General features: G+C 41.2%; 19 protein-coding genes and 1 other annotated feature. Of the genes, 12 read left to right on the forward strand and 7 right to left on the reverse strand.

The window, feature by feature from the left end:
• Nucleotides 1-391 precede the first annotated feature (391 nt).
• Nucleotides 392-1,204: an undecaprenyl-diphosphate phosphatase gene (locus LCM09_RS10850; RefSeq protein ID WP_224881488.1), complete on the reverse strand. Its 813-nt coding sequence runs from the start codon at nucleotides 1,202-1,204 to the stop codon at nucleotides 392-394.
• Nucleotides 1,205-1,365: 161 nt separating this feature from the next.
• Between LCM09_RS10850 and LCM09_RS10855 the strand changes: the two genes are divergently transcribed.
• Nucleotides 1,366-1,554 (forward strand): YjzC family protein, encoded by a 189-nt coding sequence (locus LCM09_RS10855; RefSeq protein ID WP_224881490.1) that lies wholly within the window; start codon nucleotides 1,366-1,368, stop codon nucleotides 1,552-1,554.
• 29 nt (nucleotides 1,555-1,583) lie between these two features.
• On the opposite strand, the gene LCM09_RS10860 is transcribed toward LCM09_RS10855, so the two are convergent.
• Both LCM09_RS10860 and LCM09_RS10865 read right to left on the reverse strand, forming a co-directional pair.
• Nucleotides 1,584-1,763, reverse strand: coding sequence for a YjzD family protein (locus LCM09_RS10860; RefSeq protein WP_224881492.1), 180 nt, complete (start codon nucleotides 1,761-1,763; stop codon nucleotides 1,584-1,586).
• Between the two features lie 75 nt (nucleotides 1,764-1,838).
• On the reverse strand, nucleotides 1,839-2,303 hold the full coding sequence (locus LCM09_RS10865) for a TspO/MBR family protein (protein WP_224881493.1): 465 nt from the start codon (nucleotides 2,301-2,303) through the stop codon (nucleotides 1,839-1,841).
• Between the two features lie 191 nt (nucleotides 2,304-2,494).
• On the opposite strand from LCM09_RS10865, the gene LCM09_RS10870 reads away from it, so the two are divergent.
• Nucleotides 2,495-3,244 carry a hypothetical protein gene (locus LCM09_RS10870; protein WP_224881495.1) on the forward strand — a complete coding sequence of 250 codons (750 nt, stop codon included), beginning with the start codon at nucleotides 2,495-2,497 and terminating at the stop codon, nucleotides 3,242-3,244.
• A 2-nt stretch (nucleotides 3,245-3,246) separates the two neighbouring features.
• On the opposite strand, the gene LCM09_RS10875 is transcribed toward LCM09_RS10870, so the two are convergent.
• Nucleotides 3,247-4,428: an NAD(P)/FAD-dependent oxidoreductase gene (locus LCM09_RS10875; RefSeq protein ID WP_224881497.1), complete on the reverse strand. Its 1,182-nt coding sequence runs from the start codon at nucleotides 4,426-4,428 to the stop codon at nucleotides 3,247-3,249.
• An 84-nt stretch (nucleotides 4,429-4,512) separates the two neighbouring features.
• Here LCM09_RS10875 and LCM09_RS10880 point away from each other — a divergent pair, with 84 nt between their 5' ends.
• From LCM09_RS10880 to LCM09_RS10895, 4 genes are read left to right on the forward strand one after another with little or no spacing between them, the layout of a single operon-like run.
• The gene (locus LCM09_RS10880) at nucleotides 4,513-5,436 is read left to right on the forward strand and encodes an NAD-dependent epimerase/dehydratase family protein (RefSeq protein WP_224881499.1); all 924 of its coding nucleotides are present in this window, start codon (nucleotides 4,513-4,515) and stop codon (nucleotides 5,434-5,436) included.
• Between the two features lie 19 nt (nucleotides 5,437-5,455).
• On the forward strand, nucleotides 5,456-6,010 hold the full coding sequence (locus LCM09_RS10885; RefSeq protein WP_224881501.1) for a DinB family protein: 555 nt from the start codon (nucleotides 5,456-5,458) through the stop codon (nucleotides 6,008-6,010).
• A 57-nt stretch (nucleotides 6,011-6,067) separates the two neighbouring features.
• Nucleotides 6,068-6,232 carry a ComZ family protein gene (locus tag LCM09_RS10890; RefSeq protein WP_224881503.1) on the forward strand — a complete coding sequence of 55 codons (165 nt, stop codon included), beginning with the start codon at nucleotides 6,068-6,070 and terminating at the stop codon, nucleotides 6,230-6,232.
• Nucleotides 6,233-6,245: 13 nt separating this feature from the next.
• Nucleotides 6,246-6,389, forward strand: coding sequence for a hypothetical protein (locus LCM09_RS10895; RefSeq protein WP_224881505.1), 144 nt, complete (start codon nucleotides 6,246-6,248; stop codon nucleotides 6,387-6,389).
• 33 nt (nucleotides 6,390-6,422) lie between these two features.
• Here LCM09_RS10895 and LCM09_RS10900 read toward each other — a convergent pair whose 3' ends face one another.
• A complete protein-coding gene (locus LCM09_RS10900) occupies nucleotides 6,423-6,848 on the reverse strand; it encodes a YppG family protein (protein WP_224881507.1) in 426 nt (141 codons plus the stop codon).
• Nucleotides 6,849-7,023: 175 nt separating this feature from the next.
• Here LCM09_RS10900 and LCM09_RS10905 point away from each other — a divergent pair, with 175 nt between their 5' ends.
• The 3 genes from LCM09_RS10905 to LCM09_RS10915 all read left to right on the forward strand — a co-directional run bounded on the left by LCM09_RS10905 (nucleotide 7,024) and on the right by LCM09_RS10915 (nucleotide 10,123).
• Nucleotides 7,024-7,962: a beta-ketoacyl-ACP synthase III gene (locus LCM09_RS10905; RefSeq protein ID WP_224881509.1), complete on the forward strand. Its 939-nt coding sequence runs from the start codon at nucleotides 7,024-7,026 to the stop codon at nucleotides 7,960-7,962.
• A gap of 38 nt (nucleotides 7,963-8,000) precedes the next feature.
• Nucleotides 8,001-9,239, forward strand: coding sequence for a beta-ketoacyl-ACP synthase II (gene fabF, locus LCM09_RS10910; protein WP_224881511.1), 1,239 nt, complete (start codon nucleotides 8,001-8,003; stop codon nucleotides 9,237-9,239).
• 137 nt (nucleotides 9,240-9,376) lie between these two features.
• On the forward strand, nucleotides 9,377-10,123 hold the full coding sequence (locus LCM09_RS10915; protein ID WP_224881513.1) for a YjbA family protein: 747 nt from the start codon (nucleotides 9,377-9,379) through the stop codon (nucleotides 10,121-10,123).
• 600 nt (nucleotides 10,124-10,723) lie between these two features.
• On the opposite strand, the gene trpS is transcribed toward LCM09_RS10915, so the two are convergent.
• Together trpS and LCM09_RS10925 are read right to left on the reverse strand one after the other, a co-directional pair.
• The gene (trpS, locus tag LCM09_RS10920) at nucleotides 10,724-11,713 is read right to left on the reverse strand and encodes a tryptophan--tRNA ligase (RefSeq protein ID WP_224881515.1); all 990 of its coding nucleotides are present in this window, start codon (nucleotides 11,711-11,713) and stop codon (nucleotides 10,724-10,726) included.
• 62 nt (nucleotides 11,714-11,775) lie between these two features.
• Nucleotides 11,776-12,003 (reverse strand) — a binding site (T-box leader).
• 55 nt (nucleotides 12,004-12,058) lie between these two features.
• A complete protein-coding gene (locus LCM09_RS10925) occupies nucleotides 12,059-12,430 on the reverse strand; it encodes a DUF3899 domain-containing protein (protein WP_224881517.1) in 372 nt (123 codons plus the stop codon).
• A 434-nt stretch (nucleotides 12,431-12,864) separates the two neighbouring features.
• Between LCM09_RS10925 and LCM09_RS10930 the strand changes: the two genes are divergently transcribed.
• The 3 genes from LCM09_RS10930 (at nucleotide 12,865) to opp3C (ending at nucleotide 16,691) form a co-directional block, all read left to right on the forward strand.
• A complete protein-coding gene (locus LCM09_RS10930; RefSeq protein WP_224881520.1) occupies nucleotides 12,865-14,556 on the forward strand; it encodes a peptide ABC transporter substrate-binding protein in 1,692 nt (563 codons plus the stop codon).
• 177 nt (nucleotides 14,557-14,733) lie between these two features.
• Entirely contained in the window at nucleotides 14,734-15,663 is a 930-nt protein-coding gene (gene opp3b / locus LCM09_RS10935; RefSeq protein WP_318246508.1) for an oligopeptide ABC transporter permease, read from the forward strand.
• Between the two features lie 5 nt (nucleotides 15,664-15,668).
• Nucleotides 15,669-16,691: an oligopeptide ABC transporter permease gene (gene opp3C, locus LCM09_RS10940; protein WP_224882943.1), complete on the forward strand. Its 1,023-nt coding sequence runs from the start codon at nucleotides 15,669-15,671 to the stop codon at nucleotides 16,689-16,691.
• The last annotated feature ends 7 nt before the right edge of the window (nucleotides 16,692-16,698 follow it).

A 16,698-nucleotide genomic window follows, 5' to 3' on the forward strand; every position in this document is an offset into this window, starting at 1 on the left:
CGAGAAAGTCTTAAGGACCATCTGCACGGTTATAGAGGGGATTTCCGCTCCAGGATGCTCGCTTTCCGCGGGGCGGGCGGTGAGCCTTCTCAGCGCACAAGAACGTTGCGCCTCCGGGGTCTCACCTGTCCCGCACATCCCGCAGGAGTCGAGCATCCTTCCGCTCCAATCAATATGGATATGTGGTTTTGAAAACAAGAAAAAAGCAAATTAAATTCCTTCTAGAGAAGTAAAGTAAAGGACGAATTAATCATATTCAGTGGAAAAGTTTACTTTGATGGATAACCTAGTAAGAGGGTAGTGGTATTCAAACTCCTACGGCATAAGGAACACATTAATCAGTTTTCTCTACAAATTAAAAACACCCAACACGGGTGTTTTTTTAGCTATTTTAGAAAATAAGAACAAGTGCGCCTGCAATAAAGCAATAAATTGCAAAATAAATTAGGTTTCCTTTTGCCATGATATTCATGAACCACTTCAGTGAAAAGTAAGAAGCAATCAATGAAAGCAAGAACGCTACGATATAAGGAATAAGTAGATCATCTAAACGTAAGCGCTGATCGGCTAGAATGTCTCCGAACCCGAATACCATCGTACCGACACTTACGGGGATGAACAGTAAAAAGGAGAATCGAAGCGCAGTCTCTTGTTTCATTCCAACGCCCATAGCAGCGACGATCGTAGCTCCTGAGCGGCTAATTCCAGGAATCAATGCGATCGCTTGTGCAAAACCTACAATAAGTGCATCCTTTAAGTTAAGATCCTGGTCGCTTTTTCCTCCACGGAGATTACGAATTAACCACAGCGCAATTCCTGTGATAATCAGTGTAATCCCAACTGTCTTGTAGTGGCTAAGGTTTTCGCCGATTAAATCTCCGAATAAGATGCCAAGCACAGCTGCAGGGATGGTACCGATCACTAAGTATACGATGAACATGAAGTCATCTTTGGCACTTTTGTTCTTTGTCGTGATGTAACTTAGTCCATTCGTTGTTAAACGCAGTAAATCACGTCTGTAAATAATTAATACAGCGATAAGAGAAGCGAAGTTCATGAGAACTTCAAAGCTCAAACCCTTTGTTTCTAGGCTGAAATATTCTTTAGCAATAACTAAGTGACCGCTTGATGAAATAGGGATCGGTTCTGTAAACCCTTGAAGCAGTCCAAGTAATGCGTACTTAATAAGTACCCACAATTCCATGATTTCTTTCCTCCAATAAACGCTCACTATGTATTTGACACATGTATCCATTAAACACCAGGGTTTCCAGTTTTGTAAAGACCCTGTTTTCTACATAAAATACTATTCGGTGTTGAATGCTGTTAAAGGGGGCGTGTTCATAAGAGGAAGGAGGCTGTCAGATGGGCGGAGAAAATCGTCAATATACACCAGGGCAAAAAGCTCCGAACAATGGTATCTATATTGAAATTGGTGAGACCGGCACGATGGTGAAAAATCCTCAGCAGGTTGAGCTCAAAGCTGGTGAGGCTTTTCCTCAATGCTCCAATCAGAATCGAAAGTGGGCTCGGGAGCCAAAACCAAACCACTAAAAAAACAAGCGCCAGACAGGCGCTTGTTCCTATTGCTCGGCTGAATCCGTGATGACACCATCACCTAAGACGATTGCAGCTGCTGAGATGATAACCCCAAAAATAATTGCAGCCGGAAAATTGAAAGAGCCACCCTGCATGGATGCAAGTACATAGAAGATCATATTGCTAAGCAGGAATCCCCAGATAATTGCCCAAATATAACGCACAGTATTTCACCCCATTTGTAAACGTATTCTACCGAACATCATACCATAATCACGGGTTTTCGACACCTATCAATTTTAACGATTCATGACATAAATCACCCATGAAAGATACGTTGCAAAGCTAGTCCACAAGAAATAAGGAACGAGTAGCCAACCCGCAAGCTTCTTTTGAGCACCTGAGAGGAAAATGAGTGCGAACGTCGTGACCGCTAAGAGCAATGCGTCTAGAAAAGATGCAAACAATTGATGCTGTTGAAATTGAAAGAAGCTAAAAGCTTGATTCAACAAATAGTTTATCGATAAAAGGGAAAGGTATTCGCTGTTATGCCTTCCAAATCCATACGTTTGGTAAATTAGGGCAACTGAAAGAGAGATAAGTGCAAATAATATCGCCCAAACACCACCGATTACAGCACCAGCTGGAGTCCATTCAGGTTTCGACAGACTTGTGTACCAGTCAGGGTCATACGGAAAAAGAAAGCCGGATAGGCTAAACAATCCATATGTTACAAAAAATACTAGTACTGTTGATTTCTTCATAAGATCACCACCATTTTCCTGATACCCGTTTTGAATGAAAAATAAGCGATATCATGAATTGGATAGGGGTGGCATACGATGAGGTAAGGGGGCTACGTTTGAAAAATAATGATTCACTCCATATAAAAAGACTATAAAATAGGCACATCTCCCTTTCTTCTAAGCTTATCCTGCATAGTGTATACAGAAAGATGGAAAAAGGGCGAGGGGAGAGTATGTGTATTCGTAAACGAGTCTACCAATTAGACGGGGAGTGGACGATCGTTCTTGTCCCTGAAAAGCCTAACGGATTTGGCGTGTTCATTTTCGGAGACGTCTCACACTTTGTGGATTCCGAAACAAGCTTTTGGTTACAAAACCACACACGGGCGAGTGTTATTGGAGAACTCCTTCAAGCAGGTTATACCGTTTATACGAGTAACTTATATGGACGGCACTGGGGTTCTGAAGCGTCAATCAGATTAGCAGAGCGGATCTATAAACTTGTTCATAAACAGGAGATCCTAAATGATAAGATTCATATTCTAGCTGAAGGAATGGGGGTTCTCGCTGCAAATTCTTTTCAACATAATAAAAGCAGCCGAATTCGTTCAGCTGCTTACTTGAATCCTTGTATAAATGTGAAAGACCTGATTCTAAGAGAACAAAAGCATAAGCTCTTTTATAAGCGGTTGATTAAAGAAATCGCACTCGCTTATGGAATAGACCGTGAGAACGTATTAGAAACACTTGCATCGAAAGAAATAGAAATCGCGAGGTGTCCTGTTAAGGTGTGGCATCATTCGATAAACAGTCCGTATTCCCTTGAGAAGATCAGGGAATATGAACAGCTACAGGAAAAAGCAGGTTCACCGATAGAATTAACATTGTTAAGTGACAGTTATCAATCACTAGGCAAAAAGATCGTACGTTTCTTCAAATCTGAAGAAAGCAACCTTTAACGTTATCGTTTCAGTGATGTGATTGCCATCGCAGGGTGGTAGCCGTAAAGAATGAGATCCTTCAACATTTCAGCTGCTACCATATTATAGACAGTTCCATTGCCGCCATACCCTAGCAAGAAGTAGACTCCTTTGTATTTTGGGTGCTGACCGATGAAGGGTAACCCATCCTTACTCGAAGCAAAGACAGAGCTCCATTCATAAGCGGAAGATGTTTGGATAGAAGGAAACATAGAATGAAGCTTATCTAACAACTTATTACTATAAGATGGAAGTTCTTTAGATAAAGAAGTATCGAGGCCTCCGATCAGGATCCTTTGATCAGGTGTGGTTCTTAAATAGTAATATGGCCGATTCGTTTCCCATATTAAAGAACGATTGTGCCAACCATCGAAGTTTTCGACAGGTTCAGTCGCAATTGTATAAGTGCGCTCAAGTAGAGCGCCTTTTGTTTTTGCAAATTCTTGTGTCGCATATCCGGTTGCATAAATCACATGTTTTGCAGTGATCTCTCCATATTCTGTTTCGAAATGCAGCTCGTCATCTGTAAAGCTATGAGAGAGAACTTCCGTATGTTCATAGATATCAGTCCCAAGTTCATGTGAATCGATTGCAAGAGACTTCGCGAATTGATAAGGGTCTACCTGAGCTTCATTTTTCGTATAAATTCCACAAGGAGCACTGAAGGAATAAAGACTCTCGATCGCGCGTTGATCTAACCAATCAGCAGAAAAGCCGTATTTACGAAGCGCTTCATACTCATTCTTAAGTTTCTTCGCATGACGCTCAGAACTTGCATAATAAAAGCTATCCACTCGCTGAAAGTCAGCAGGTGTCCTTAAATAAGAGTGGTATTTATCTAGTTCGTCTAGAGCTTTTAAACAAAGTTTATAAAAGTATACAGCTTTCTCAGCACCGATCTTATCTATGAGGTCGATAAGCAATTCGTCGTTAGAAAATTGCAGTAGACCTGTATTAGCAGCAGTACTCCCGGAGCCAATCTCGTCTTTTTCAAGTAAGACCGTTTGTAGTTGATAGTCTGAAAGCATGCGAGCCATCATCGTACCCGCCAACCCACCACCAATGATTAACACATCACATGATATAGAGGTGGTGAGCTTCGAGAATTCTGTTCGATCGTTATGTAATGTTGGCCAGAATGGCTTGCCGTAATGGAGATCCATGTCTAATTTCCCTTCCGTAATATGGTTGTATTCTTAGCCTGCGCTCACATTCGGGTGATTATTCAAGTTTGAAGGAGGAGCAATATGAGGAAAGTCCTTGTAACAGGTGCACTTGGTTTCATAGGGTTTCAATTGAGTGAGTATCTTCTAGATGAAGGGATCGAAGTGGTTGCCTTAGATGGAAAAGTAGATGCTAGTCGGAAAGTTGAGTACGCTGAGAAGGAACTGTTTTTTGCTAGAAACGCAAACTATACGTATGTAGATAGGCTGCTCGGTGAAACTTCCATCGAATCGCTTGTGAGCGATTGCGATGCCGTTTTTCATTTGAGTGTACCTCCTCAAATCGATGGACAACGCTCAGCTCGGTTGGTTGAAGAAGGGACATTAATCACCAAAAAAATACTATCTGCTTGTTCAGGTAAACGACTAGTATACACCTCATCTTTTGAAATTTTCGGAAGACGATTTGGAAGAATAACGGAACGAACTCCGTTGAACCCCTCTACTCCCCTAGGTAAACTAAAAGCGGCTGAAGAGGTTGTACTTGATTGCAGTGACAGCAAAACAATCGTAAAGAAGGTTCGTTTGCCACTTGTATATGGACCATGGCAACGCGATAATCACGTTTTCCAACACGTATTGCAAACTGGAGATCTTTCGAAGGAATTTTTGTTAGAAGGAGAGAGGTTTCATTTTGATGCACTCTATGTGAAAGACGTATGTGAAGGATTAGTAAGAGTTGCGGAACGAAAGGAAAGCTCTGAAACCTTCAATCTCTCTAGCGGGAGAGAAGGAGAATGGCAAAAAGGAGTCGAATGGTTACTAGGAGATAAAGTAGAAATTCGTAAAGACTCAAGTATGAAGTGTACTGTATCGAATAAGAAATGTGTCAATAAGCTCTCGTTTACAAACCTTACTCCTATTGAAAAAGGTCTAGAAGAGCAGCGTAATCACTTGAAGAAACTAACACAACTTTATCCTGATTATTATCCAAAACAACTTGAATGAGTAGGAAGGGACGATCATTATGATGGAAAAGACGCTAGGAAATTACGATGTTCATGATTCTTCACACGGGATGAAGGCTCTAAAAGAAACAAGAGAAAAGCTACTTTACATGGTTAGCAAAATAGAAGATCAAGAGCTTCACTATCATTATTCCAAATTTCCAACTGTGGCTGGCTACTTACTTCATATCGCACAGATCGAACTATGGTGGGTAAAGAATGCGCTCATGGGAGAGCAAGTTAGTGAGGATGAGAAAAAGCGATTTTTCTTTAAAGAAGAGCAAGTGATCACGGCACCTGAAGAAAAAGACCTGTCCTGGTTCCTCGCTAGGCTCGCTGAAGTAAGAGAGATGTGCAGGAAGTTCTATAATAACCTTTCAGATGTGGATTATCGGAAGCCGGGTCCTCCAGTTGAGATTAACGGTGAGGTACATGCATACTCTCCTGAGTGGGTCATCAGTCATCTAATCGACCACGAAGCGTATCATAGAGGACAGGCAGCGATGGTACTTAAGATGGTTTCCGGTCAAAGAGAACAATGGGAGCATTTCAATACACCCTATTTGTCGTTATAATAGAAGCGAGCCTAAAGTGGCGAAAGAATAATAGGGGTGAATGTATTGGAACAAAATATGAGATTTATGCAAATTGCAATGAAGTATTTTCCAGAGGCGAAACAGTCTCTTAGCGAGCAGGATATCGAGTTAGACCTTGAGAACATGCAACCGCTACTCGAACTATTCTTAAAAGCGATGGAAGATGCTTATGAGCTTGGAAAGCAGGACGCCGAGGAATAAGGGAGAGAAAGCAATGACCAAGAAAGCATACTGGATCTGGTTTATCCCGTTATTCGGACTTTTAGTAGGAATTCTAATAGGAAGTTTTGGACTTATGGTCATTTCCGGTGTCCTATTATTAGTAACTGTGGGTAGCCTGTTGTTGTACTCTAAATAACGTGAAAAGACGTGAGGATTCACGTCTTTTCCATTATTTAATGAATAAATTCATTAGAGATCCCATTTGTTTTACCATCGGACTAACTTGTTTAAATGTATTCATCATCTGGTTAGCGGAATTGATCATCTTAGGCATATCATAATTTCCATTTGGCTTTTTATACTTATTCATAAATCCTCCTGGCCCTCCAGGATATCCCGGGTAAGGGTGCGCGCCCGGGAATCCCGGATGTCCAGGGTACCCAGGGTGTCCTTGATACCCAAATTGATTATGGTAACCAGGTTGACTGGGATAGGCAGAGCCTCCATGATACCCAGAATACTGTTGAGGGGCAGGAGGTTGCTGGGGATAGTGTGGTTGATATCCTGGTGCCATAGGCTGTTGGAATGACTGGTAGGGAGCTTGCTGTTGTGTATAGTATTGAGGGGGATACGGCTGTTGGTACGGATTATACATCCATAGACCTCCTTCACTCATTCGTTATGTTTATTTTATGTCATAACTCATGAATGGTGTTGAATACATCGAGCAGGAGTGTAGACAAATCATTGCGTTTCAATTAAAATTAGTACCAGCTACTAAAGATTGGTGGTAATCAAAGTTTAAAATTTCCTACAAAGGAGCAATTAATATGAATGCAGGTTTAATGGGTATTGGCCATTATGTTCCAGAACGTATTTTAACGAACCATGACTTAGAAAAAATGGTGGACACATCAGATGAATGGATTCGCACAAGAACAGGTATTGAAGAGCGAAGAATTGCTGATGATAATACGAATACATCGGACATGGCTTATGAAGCATCTATTAAAGCTCTAGAAGATGCAAATATAAAAGCAGAAGACTTAGATCTTATCTTAGTCGCTACTGTAACACCTGATTTTCCATTCCCATCCGTAGGCTGTTTACTGCAAGATAAGCTAGGAGCAACAAAGGCCGCTGCAATGGATGTGAGTGCTGCGTGTGCAGGGTTTATGTATGGTATGATTACTGCGTCGCAATTCATTAATAATGACACATATAAAAATATTTTGGTTGTAGGTGTTGAAAAGCTCTCGAAAATCACGAACTGGGATGACCGTAACACAGCTGTCCTATTCGGTGATGGAGCAGGAGCTGCCGTGATCGGACCTGTTACTGAAGGAAGAGGAATTCTATCCTTCGAACTTGGATCAGATGGATCAGGCTCAAAACATCTTTATCAAGAACCACAAGGGTTTATGGAAATGAACGGTAGAGAAGTGTTCAAGTTTGCTGTAAGACAAATGGGACAATCTGCTGTTAACGTAATTGACAAAGCAGGTCTTACAAAAGCCGACGTTGATTACCTTATTCCTCACCAAGCGAACATTAGAATTATGGAAGCTGCTCGTCAAAAGCTCGAATTACCAGAGGAAAACATGGCGACAACTGTTAAGAAATATGGAAACACATCATCTTCAACAATTCCGATTGCACTGTCAGAAGCGATTAGAGAAGGACGCGTGAAAGATGACGATGTTGTTGTACTTGTTGGTTTTGGTGGCGGATTGACTTGGGGTGCTGTAGCACTTAAATTAGGTAAATAAGTGAACTTGTAGTTTTCAATAAAGGAGAGTTGTTTGAAATGAATAAAAGAGTTGTAATTACTGGCTTAGGAACGATTTCACCTCTAGGAAACTCTGTTTCAGAAACATGGACGAACGTTTTGAACGGTGTATCTGGAGTAAACCCTCTACAACGTTTGGACGTTAATGAATTTCCTGCGAAAGTTTCAGCAGAGGCGCTTGAATTCGACCCTGAACAGTACATGGACAGAAAAGAAGCAAGAAAGATGGACCGTTTTACACAGTTTGCTGTTGCAGCTTCTCAAATGGCAGTAGAAGATGCTAATTTTAAAATTACAGATGAAAATGCTGAACGCGTCGGCGTTTGGATCGGCTCAGGAATCGGTGGAATGGAGACGTATGAGTCTCAATTCCGTACGTTCTTAGATAAAGGTGCTCGCCGCGTCAGCCCATTCTTCGTACCGATGATGATTCCTGATATGGCATCTGGACAAGTATCGATCATGCTTGGTGCGAAAGGCATCAACTCATGTACGGTTACAGCATGTGCATCAGGAACGAATTCGATCGGTGATGCATTCAAAGTGATCCAACGTGGTGATGCGGACGTTATGATCACGGGTGGTTCAGAAGCACCGATCACGAACATGAGTGTCGCAGGATTTAGCTCAATGAAAGCATTGTCTACGAATCCAGACCCAGCAAGTGCAAGTAGACCGTTCGATGCAGATCGTAATGGCTTCGTCATCGGTGAAGGTGCTGGTATTCTCGTTATTGAAAGCCTGGAATCTGCTGAAGCACGTGGTGCGAAAATCTACGGTGAAATCGTAGGCTATGGTTCAACAGGTGATGCTTACCACGTAACACAGCCAGCTCCAGAAGGTGAAGGCGGTGCGAGGTCAATGAAGCAAGCGATCGATGACGCAGGACTTGCTCCTGAAGACATCGATTATATCAACGCTCACGGAACTAGTACAGAATACAACGATAAGTATGAAACAGCTGCAATTAAATCAGTATTTGGCGACCATGCTTATAAGCTAGCAGTTAGCTCAACTAAGTCCATGACGGGGCACTTGTTAGGTGCTGCCGGTGCAGTAGAAAGTATTTTTTGTGCAAAAGCGATTGAAGAAGGAATCTTACCTCCTACAATCAACTATGAAACACCTGACCCTGACTGTGATCTTGATTATGTGCCAAACAAAGCTCGTAAATCAGATGTACAAGCCATCTTAAATAACTCACTAGGTTTCGGTGGACATAATGCTACACTGATCTTTAAGAAATTTGTAAAATAACCAAGATACCTCCGGGAAACCGGGGGTATTTCTTTGTCATAAAACTCTTTTCTGAAGAATATGCTGATCATGGAATATTTTTACTTGCTCCTGACTATACTGTTTTTACAAACAGTAGCGAAGTGAGGGGTAACCGAATGTTATATTTGCGAGATGTGTGGGTGAATTGGTTTGAAGGTGAAGAGAACGGATATAACGTTTGTGATTTTCACGAATGGAGAAAAGACGACTTTATTGAATTGTTAGATCAAGTCCCAGTCATAAAAGTAGAGTCACTTCTATATCACTACATCGAGAACGACCTAGCAGAGCTTCCTGAAAGTTTATTGAGCGACGTGTTTCAGAAGAGCTACATTCGTAAAAATAACGAGCGATCTCCATTAGAGTATTGTTTCCTTGCAACTGACGGCAGAGGCGTAATCATCATCGATACGCTTGGATATAAAATCCCAATTCGTAAGAGTAGAGTTATTCCTAGGCAGGAAAAAGCTGTTTATGAAATGGTGGCAGACGCAGAAGCAATGGTATATCCATTTACAGCAGAAACCCCTGTAAAAGAGCATCACATCCTTTCACCTGGTCCGGATGTGATGAGAGGCTTAACAAGGAAAGAGCGGCAGCTCAAGCAGCTATTATTCATGGCGCTCGACCAGCTATACTCAAGTGGTAATTCAGCGGAAATAAGATATTGGCTAACAGAATGTCAGCCTAAGAAATACATGACGATTCAAAACATGGAAATGGACGAGGCATGGGAAGGGCTCTACCGTGAAGTAAAAGCAGGCTGGTCACCAAAACACGAACAGATCTGCGAACGCATCATCAAGGGTCAACCATACTTTGAGAAGATATGGGAACTAGAAAAAGGAACACATGTGAATTAAGGTGATAGAAGAAGACCGCCTGAATGGCGGTCTTTTTTGGTGCTGGTTTTGGGTAGGAATTGCTAGTCTTTACACTTTGGCGATTACAATGAGTTCAAATAGACATTAAAACTGGATTTTGGATAATAAAGTAGTTGTTTTGGACAATAAATCTTGAATTTAGCTAATAAAAGTAGATTTTGGACAATAAAAGAGCCCTTCCCGAGATGTGGGAAGGGCTTTTGAGAGAGTGGGGATGGATATCCGCGAAAACCACAAAGTTATCCGCTAAAATCTAGATATATCCGCGATATTAGTTAACTTATCCGCGAAATTAGGATTATATCCGCGAAAAGCCTCAAGCGCTTGTCGGGCCTAACCGGCCACCTCCGCTTTTCGTGTCTAGCTGCGAATCGCAGAAACTACAATATTTCACTCTTTCAACAGAACACAAAAAGCGTGTTCTATTTCAAGAGTTCCAATATCGCCGTTTCTAGACGCTCACTTCCGCCTTTCAAGTCTAGCTCCAGTAGGCAGCCCCTCGAGTCGCTTCAGAAGTTTAGTTGAACACAAAGAACGTGTTCATCTAAACTTCTTCCAGCGCTTGTCGGGCCTAACCGCCTACTTCCGCTTTCTTTCCAGTCCCATCGCTCTTTCAGCTTTTGCAAGCATTTTATTCGCTTTTCGATTGGCTTTTTCAGCTCCGAGGTCTAGGATGTTATCTAGTTCTTCTGAGTTGATCAAGTCGTTGTAGCGTTCTTGGATTGGTCGTAGTGTTTCAGCGACGACTTCGCCAAGTTCTGCCTTGAAGTCTCCGTATCCTTTGCCTTCATACATGCCTTCGATTTCTTCGACTGATTTGCCAGAGCAAAGAGAGTAGATCGTAAGAAGGTTTGATATTGCCGGTTTGTTTTCTTTATCAAATCGGACAACACCATCAGAATCTGTTACAGCACGCTTGATTTTTTTAATAATCGTATTTGGCTCATCTAACATCGAGATATATGCGTTCTTGTTTTCATCAGATTTACTCATTTTTCTCGTTGGATCTTGAAGAGACATGATGCGCGCTCCAACTTTCGGAATGCGTGGCTCTGGCATTGCGAAGATATCGTTGAATTTACGGTTGAAACGCTCTGCAAGGTTTCTTGTAAGCTCAATATGCTGCTTTTGATCATCTCCCACCGGTACGATCTCCGTTCCATAAAGAAGGATATCTGCAGCCATTAGTGGAGGATACGTTAGTAGTCCAGCGCTAACAGCATCTTTACCAGACGATTTATCTTTAAATTGGGTCATTCTCTCAAGTTCTCCTATATAAGAGACACACTGTAACATCCAGCCTAGCTGTGCGTGTGCAGGTACTTCAGATTGAATGAATAGAGTAGACTTCTCTGGATCGATTCCAGATGCTAGATAGAGTGCTGCCAGGCTCTTCGTGTTTGTTTTTAATGCTTTCTTTTCCTGTGGAACTGTAATAGCATGCTGGTTTACAACGCAAAAGTAACACTCATTGTCCTCTTGTAACTCTGTAAAATGTTTCATTGCACCGAGGTAGTTCCCAATTGTTAATGTTCCGCTAGGCTGTATACCTGAAAAAATAACGCTCATTGTTTTCACCCTCCAAAAGTTCTTTATCAATAGAATACAAAAAAGTCCATTCATCCCGTATTGCTAGGGACGAATGGACCGTGGTGCCACCCTGCTTATCCATTAAATGGATCACTTATTGGTTTATCGAATAAACCTAGTGATAACGTGAATGCTCACGCCTTTACCTACTAATCTGTTCAGCAAAGGTGCTCGAAAGTCCATTCCAAACAGTGTGATACCTGTTTTCACCACCCACAGGCTCTCTAAAAAGCACAGCTGAATGTACTACTCTTTGTCATAGCGAATTTCCGTATCCTATTAGTACCGTAAGTATATCTTACGAATACCCTTTGATGCAACAAATCAACTGTTTGTAATCGCTACTGCGATGAGAATCGTAATGATCGTCCAAAATCCGCCAGCAATTAGGATAGGATACGTTACAGGATTATTGTATTCTAGCTTATAAGATAGCTCAGATTTATCTTCTTCGATCATTTGATGTTTTGTCGAAGACTTGATAAATCTCTTAAAAGAATAAACGATACCATCAAAGAATCCAGTTTGGACAACGTGAAGAGCTGCACCGATCAAGAGCATTGCAAGTGCAATCATGAATAAGATGTCAGAAGCACCTTGGAGTGAGTATCCCTTATCTGAAAGGATAGAGGTGATGATCGCAGCTACGAAAGAAAGAACGATTAGTACTCCGGAACGAATTAATAATGATTTCATGTGAACCCCCGTATTAGTTTGTCATTAATAAGTATAAAATTTGTAAAGGATAAGAACAATAACTTATGTTCATCTATACAAAAGTAATTATTTTGAAAATTATGTTAGATGCATATTCCATGCACTTTAAAGCACTACATACTTTTAGATACATAGGACTAGTTAGATTTTCATGCATATCGTTGCAAAAGTAAAAATATCTACCCAAAAACCCACATTACATACTAGGTCTTTTGAACTATCTTTTGTTATGCAAACGTAATGCTGACGCGGTTTTTGTAAATTCTCGTTAAAAATGCATATGCAAAATAGTTAGAAAACTTGTATAATACGAGTTGTGGGAAGGAACGAGTCAAATTTTTAGATAATTTGATGAATTTCGTTTCGCAGAATATGGCTTTTATAGCTACATAATTTAAGGGAGGTCACACAGCATGAAGAAATCAAGATGGACTCTTGTTCTATCTCTTGTGCTTGTACTGAGCATGTTCCTATCCGCTTGCGGCGGTGGCGGCTCAAATGGTGGTAATGGAAATAGTGGGGGAGACGATGGCGGTTCTGAATCAGCGAAACAAGAGCTGAACCTAACTGACAGTGCAGAGATTCCTTCAATGGACACTACACAAGCGACTGACACAACTTCATTCAAAGCAATGAACCAAGTTTTTGAAGGTCTTTATCGCCTTGACAAAAACAACGAACCAACTCTAGGTGTTGCGGCTGAAGAGCCACAAGTAGAAGAAAAAGACGGTGAAACTGTTTACACGTTTACTCTTCGCGAAGATGCTAAATGGTCTGACGGTTCTCAAGTAACTGCAGAAGACTTCATCTACGCTTGGCACAAAGCACTACACCCTGATACACTTTCTCCTTACGCTTCCATGTTTGGAACTGCAGGAATCAAGAACGGTAACGCAATCGTTACTGAAGGAGATCCTCTTTACGGTAAGGTTGAAGAACTAGGTGCAAAAGCAGTTGACGAAAAAACTCTAGAAATCACAATTGAAAAAGAGACTCCTTATTTCAAGTCCCTTTTAACTTTCGCAACGTTCTATCCACAACCAAAAGCATTTGCTGAAGAGCAAGCTGACAAGTACGCTCTTGAAGCAGACACTATGCTTTACAACGGACCATTCGTATTCTCTGAGTGGAACCACGGTGAAGGCTGGAACTACAAGAAAAACACTGAATATTGGGATGCTGATGTTGTAAGTCTTGAAAACATCTCAGTAAAAGTAGTACAAGACGTTGCTACTGCAGTAAACCTTTATGAAACTGGAAAGATCGACCGTGCTGGTCTTAGCTCAGACTTCGTTGACCAGTTCAAAGATAGAGAAGATTTCAATACAATCCTTGAGCCTACAATGTTCTTCCTTCGTATGAACCAGGAGAACGAAGCTCTTGCTAACAAAAACGTACGTAAAGCACTATTCCTTGCATATGACCGTGACGGACTTGTAAACGTTCTTCTAAACAACGGTTCTATCGCAGCGAAGTACTTTGTACCATCTGATTTCGTATCAGGTCCAAATGGTGATGACTTCCGTAAGTTCGCTCCAGAAGGCTTCCATGCTGACATGGGCGAAGAAGAAGCAAAAGAAGCTTGGAAAACAGGACTTGAAGAGATTGGTAAAGATTCTGTAGAACTTGAATTCCTAACAACTGACTCTGAACTTGCTTCTAAAATTGCAGAGTATGCAAAAGAACAGTACGAGTCTAAGCTAGACGGACTTACTCTAACAATCAACAAGCAGCCTTGGAAGCAGTTCCTTGAGCTTGAAGATAGCGGAGATTTTGATATCTCAACTGGTGGTTGGGGTCCTGACTACCCAGATCCAATGACATTCCTTTACATGTTTGAAACTGATGGTGCATACAACCGCATGGCTTACTCAAGCGAAAAGTATGACGAGCTAGTTTCAAATGCAAAGAATGAAACTGACCCTGCTAAGCGTTGGGAAATGATGCAAGAAGCTGAAAAAGTACTAATGGAAGAGGACATCGCGATTGTTCCTACTTACCAACGTGGTCTAGCGATCCTTCAAAAGGATTATGTTCAGAACTACTATGTACACCCATTCGGTGCTGATGCATCTTACAAGTGGATTAAGATCGAAGGTAAATAATTTAAGCTTTTCAGGAGAGTATATGTCATCCTGACATATACTCTCTTTTTACCTGTAAATGAAAAATATGTCGAAAAAAGGTTTAATTATCAGAAAAGATAAAAATAACTTCTGGTTATTCGTTGTTTTTCGACTTATACTTAAAGAGGCAGGTATTTCTCGAGGAGGTTGATTGTAGTGGGACGTTATATCGGTGGAAGGGTAGTATCAATGGTAATTACCTTCCTTATTATTGCTTCACTAACGTTTTTCCTAATGAAGCTTCTCCCTGGTACACCTTTTAATAACCAGGAAAAGCTAAGTGACGCACAAATTGTACAACTGAACGAAAAATATGGTCTTAATGATCCTGTTGCAGTTCAGTACTTTAATTACATGACAAACTTATTAACAGGAGATCTTGGTGTATCCTTCCAGCAGGATGGCCGTCAAGTATCTACTATTATCTCTGAACGTATTGGACCATCAGCGTACTTAGGGTTCCAGTCACTATTGGTAGGTACAATACTTGGACTGTTTTTAGGTATTATTGCAGCATTAAGACACAACTCATTTTGGGACTATGGAACAATGGTCATTGCAGTACTAGGTATTTCAATACCAAGTTTTGTTATCGCTGGCCTAATGCAGTATTGGCTAGGAGTTAAATGGCAGCTGCTTCCAGTAGCATACTGGGATGGATTCGCCTATACGATCATGCCAACAATTGCAATTGCTTCAATTGTTGTTGCGACGATCGCTCGTTTCATGAGAACAGAGATGTTAGAAGTTCTCGGACAAGATTATATCGTAACAGCAAAAGCAAAAGGCTTGAGCAGTACAGCGGTTGTTATTAGACATACAATCCGTAATGCTTCTATACCTATCATTACCATTATGGGACCACTGGTTGTAGGTCTAATGACAGGTACTCTAGTTATTGAGAGAATCTTCGTAATCCCTGGTCTTGGTGAAAAATTTGTTAATTCCATTTTGACAAACGATTTCCCGATCATTATGGGTACGACACTATTCTTTAGTTTCTTATTTATTCTAGTTATCTTATTGGTTGACATCTTATACGGAATTGTTGACCCTCGAATTCGTTTAGCGGGAGGGAAAGAGTAATGAGTATGAAACAAGAAAAACTACACGACCTTACAGATGATATGTTTCACCCCGCTAACATCGATGAGTCGGAAAGCGAAGTCATAGCCGGTGAAAGTACTGGTTTCTGGAAAGATGCTTGGAGACGATTAAAGAAAAATCCTGGTGCTATTATTGGACTAGTTATTATCTTCTTGGTAACCTTTTTAGCGATTTTTGGACCAATGATGAATGAGCACGATTATCGTACACAAGAACTAACAAGAGCAAAGCTACCAGCAAAGGTACCAGTTCTTGAAAACATTGGATTCTTAGGAGTTAACGGGGTAGATATTCGTGGCGTAGACCAGTATGAAGCGAAAGGCTACGAAAATGAATACTTCTGGTTCGGTACAGATGAGTTTGGCCGTGACCAGTGGACTCGTGTTTGGCAAGGTACTCGTATTTCATTATTTATTGCGGCCGCAGCAGCATTTATTGATTTTGTTATCGGTGTTGCATACGGTGGTATTTCAGCATACTACGGTGGACGAGTGGACAACGTACTTCAACGTATCATCGAGGTTCTTGTAGGTATTCCAAACTTAATCTTAATCATCCTTGCAATATTGATTTTCGAACCAGGGATATTCTCGATAATCGTGGCACTATCCTTAACTGGTTGGGTCGGAATGTCGCGTATTGTACGGGGACAAGTATTGAAGCTGAAAACACAAGAGTTCGTACTAGCTTCACGTACGCTAGGTGCAACAAGCGGACGAGTAATCGGAAAGCACTTGATTCCGAACGTACTTGGTCAAATTATCATTACAACGATGTTTACAATTCCAGGTGCGATTTTCTTCGAAGCATTCTTAAGCTTTATCGGTCTAGGAATTAGACCTCCAGAAGCTTCACTAGGTTCAATCATTAACAACGGCTTCTCAAGCCTACAGATCTATCCGCATCTTGTATTATGGCCATCGATCATTATTTCCTTGATCATGATTGCCTTCAACCTTGTTGGTGATGGGCTACGAGATGCATTTGATCCAAAGCTACGTAAATAGGGGGGAT

Origin of the sequence: Guptibacillus algicola (assembly GCF_020171805.1) — a bacterium.
GTDB classification, from domain to species: domain Bacteria; phylum Bacillota; class Bacilli; order Bacillales; family Guptibacillaceae; genus Guptibacillus; species Guptibacillus algicola.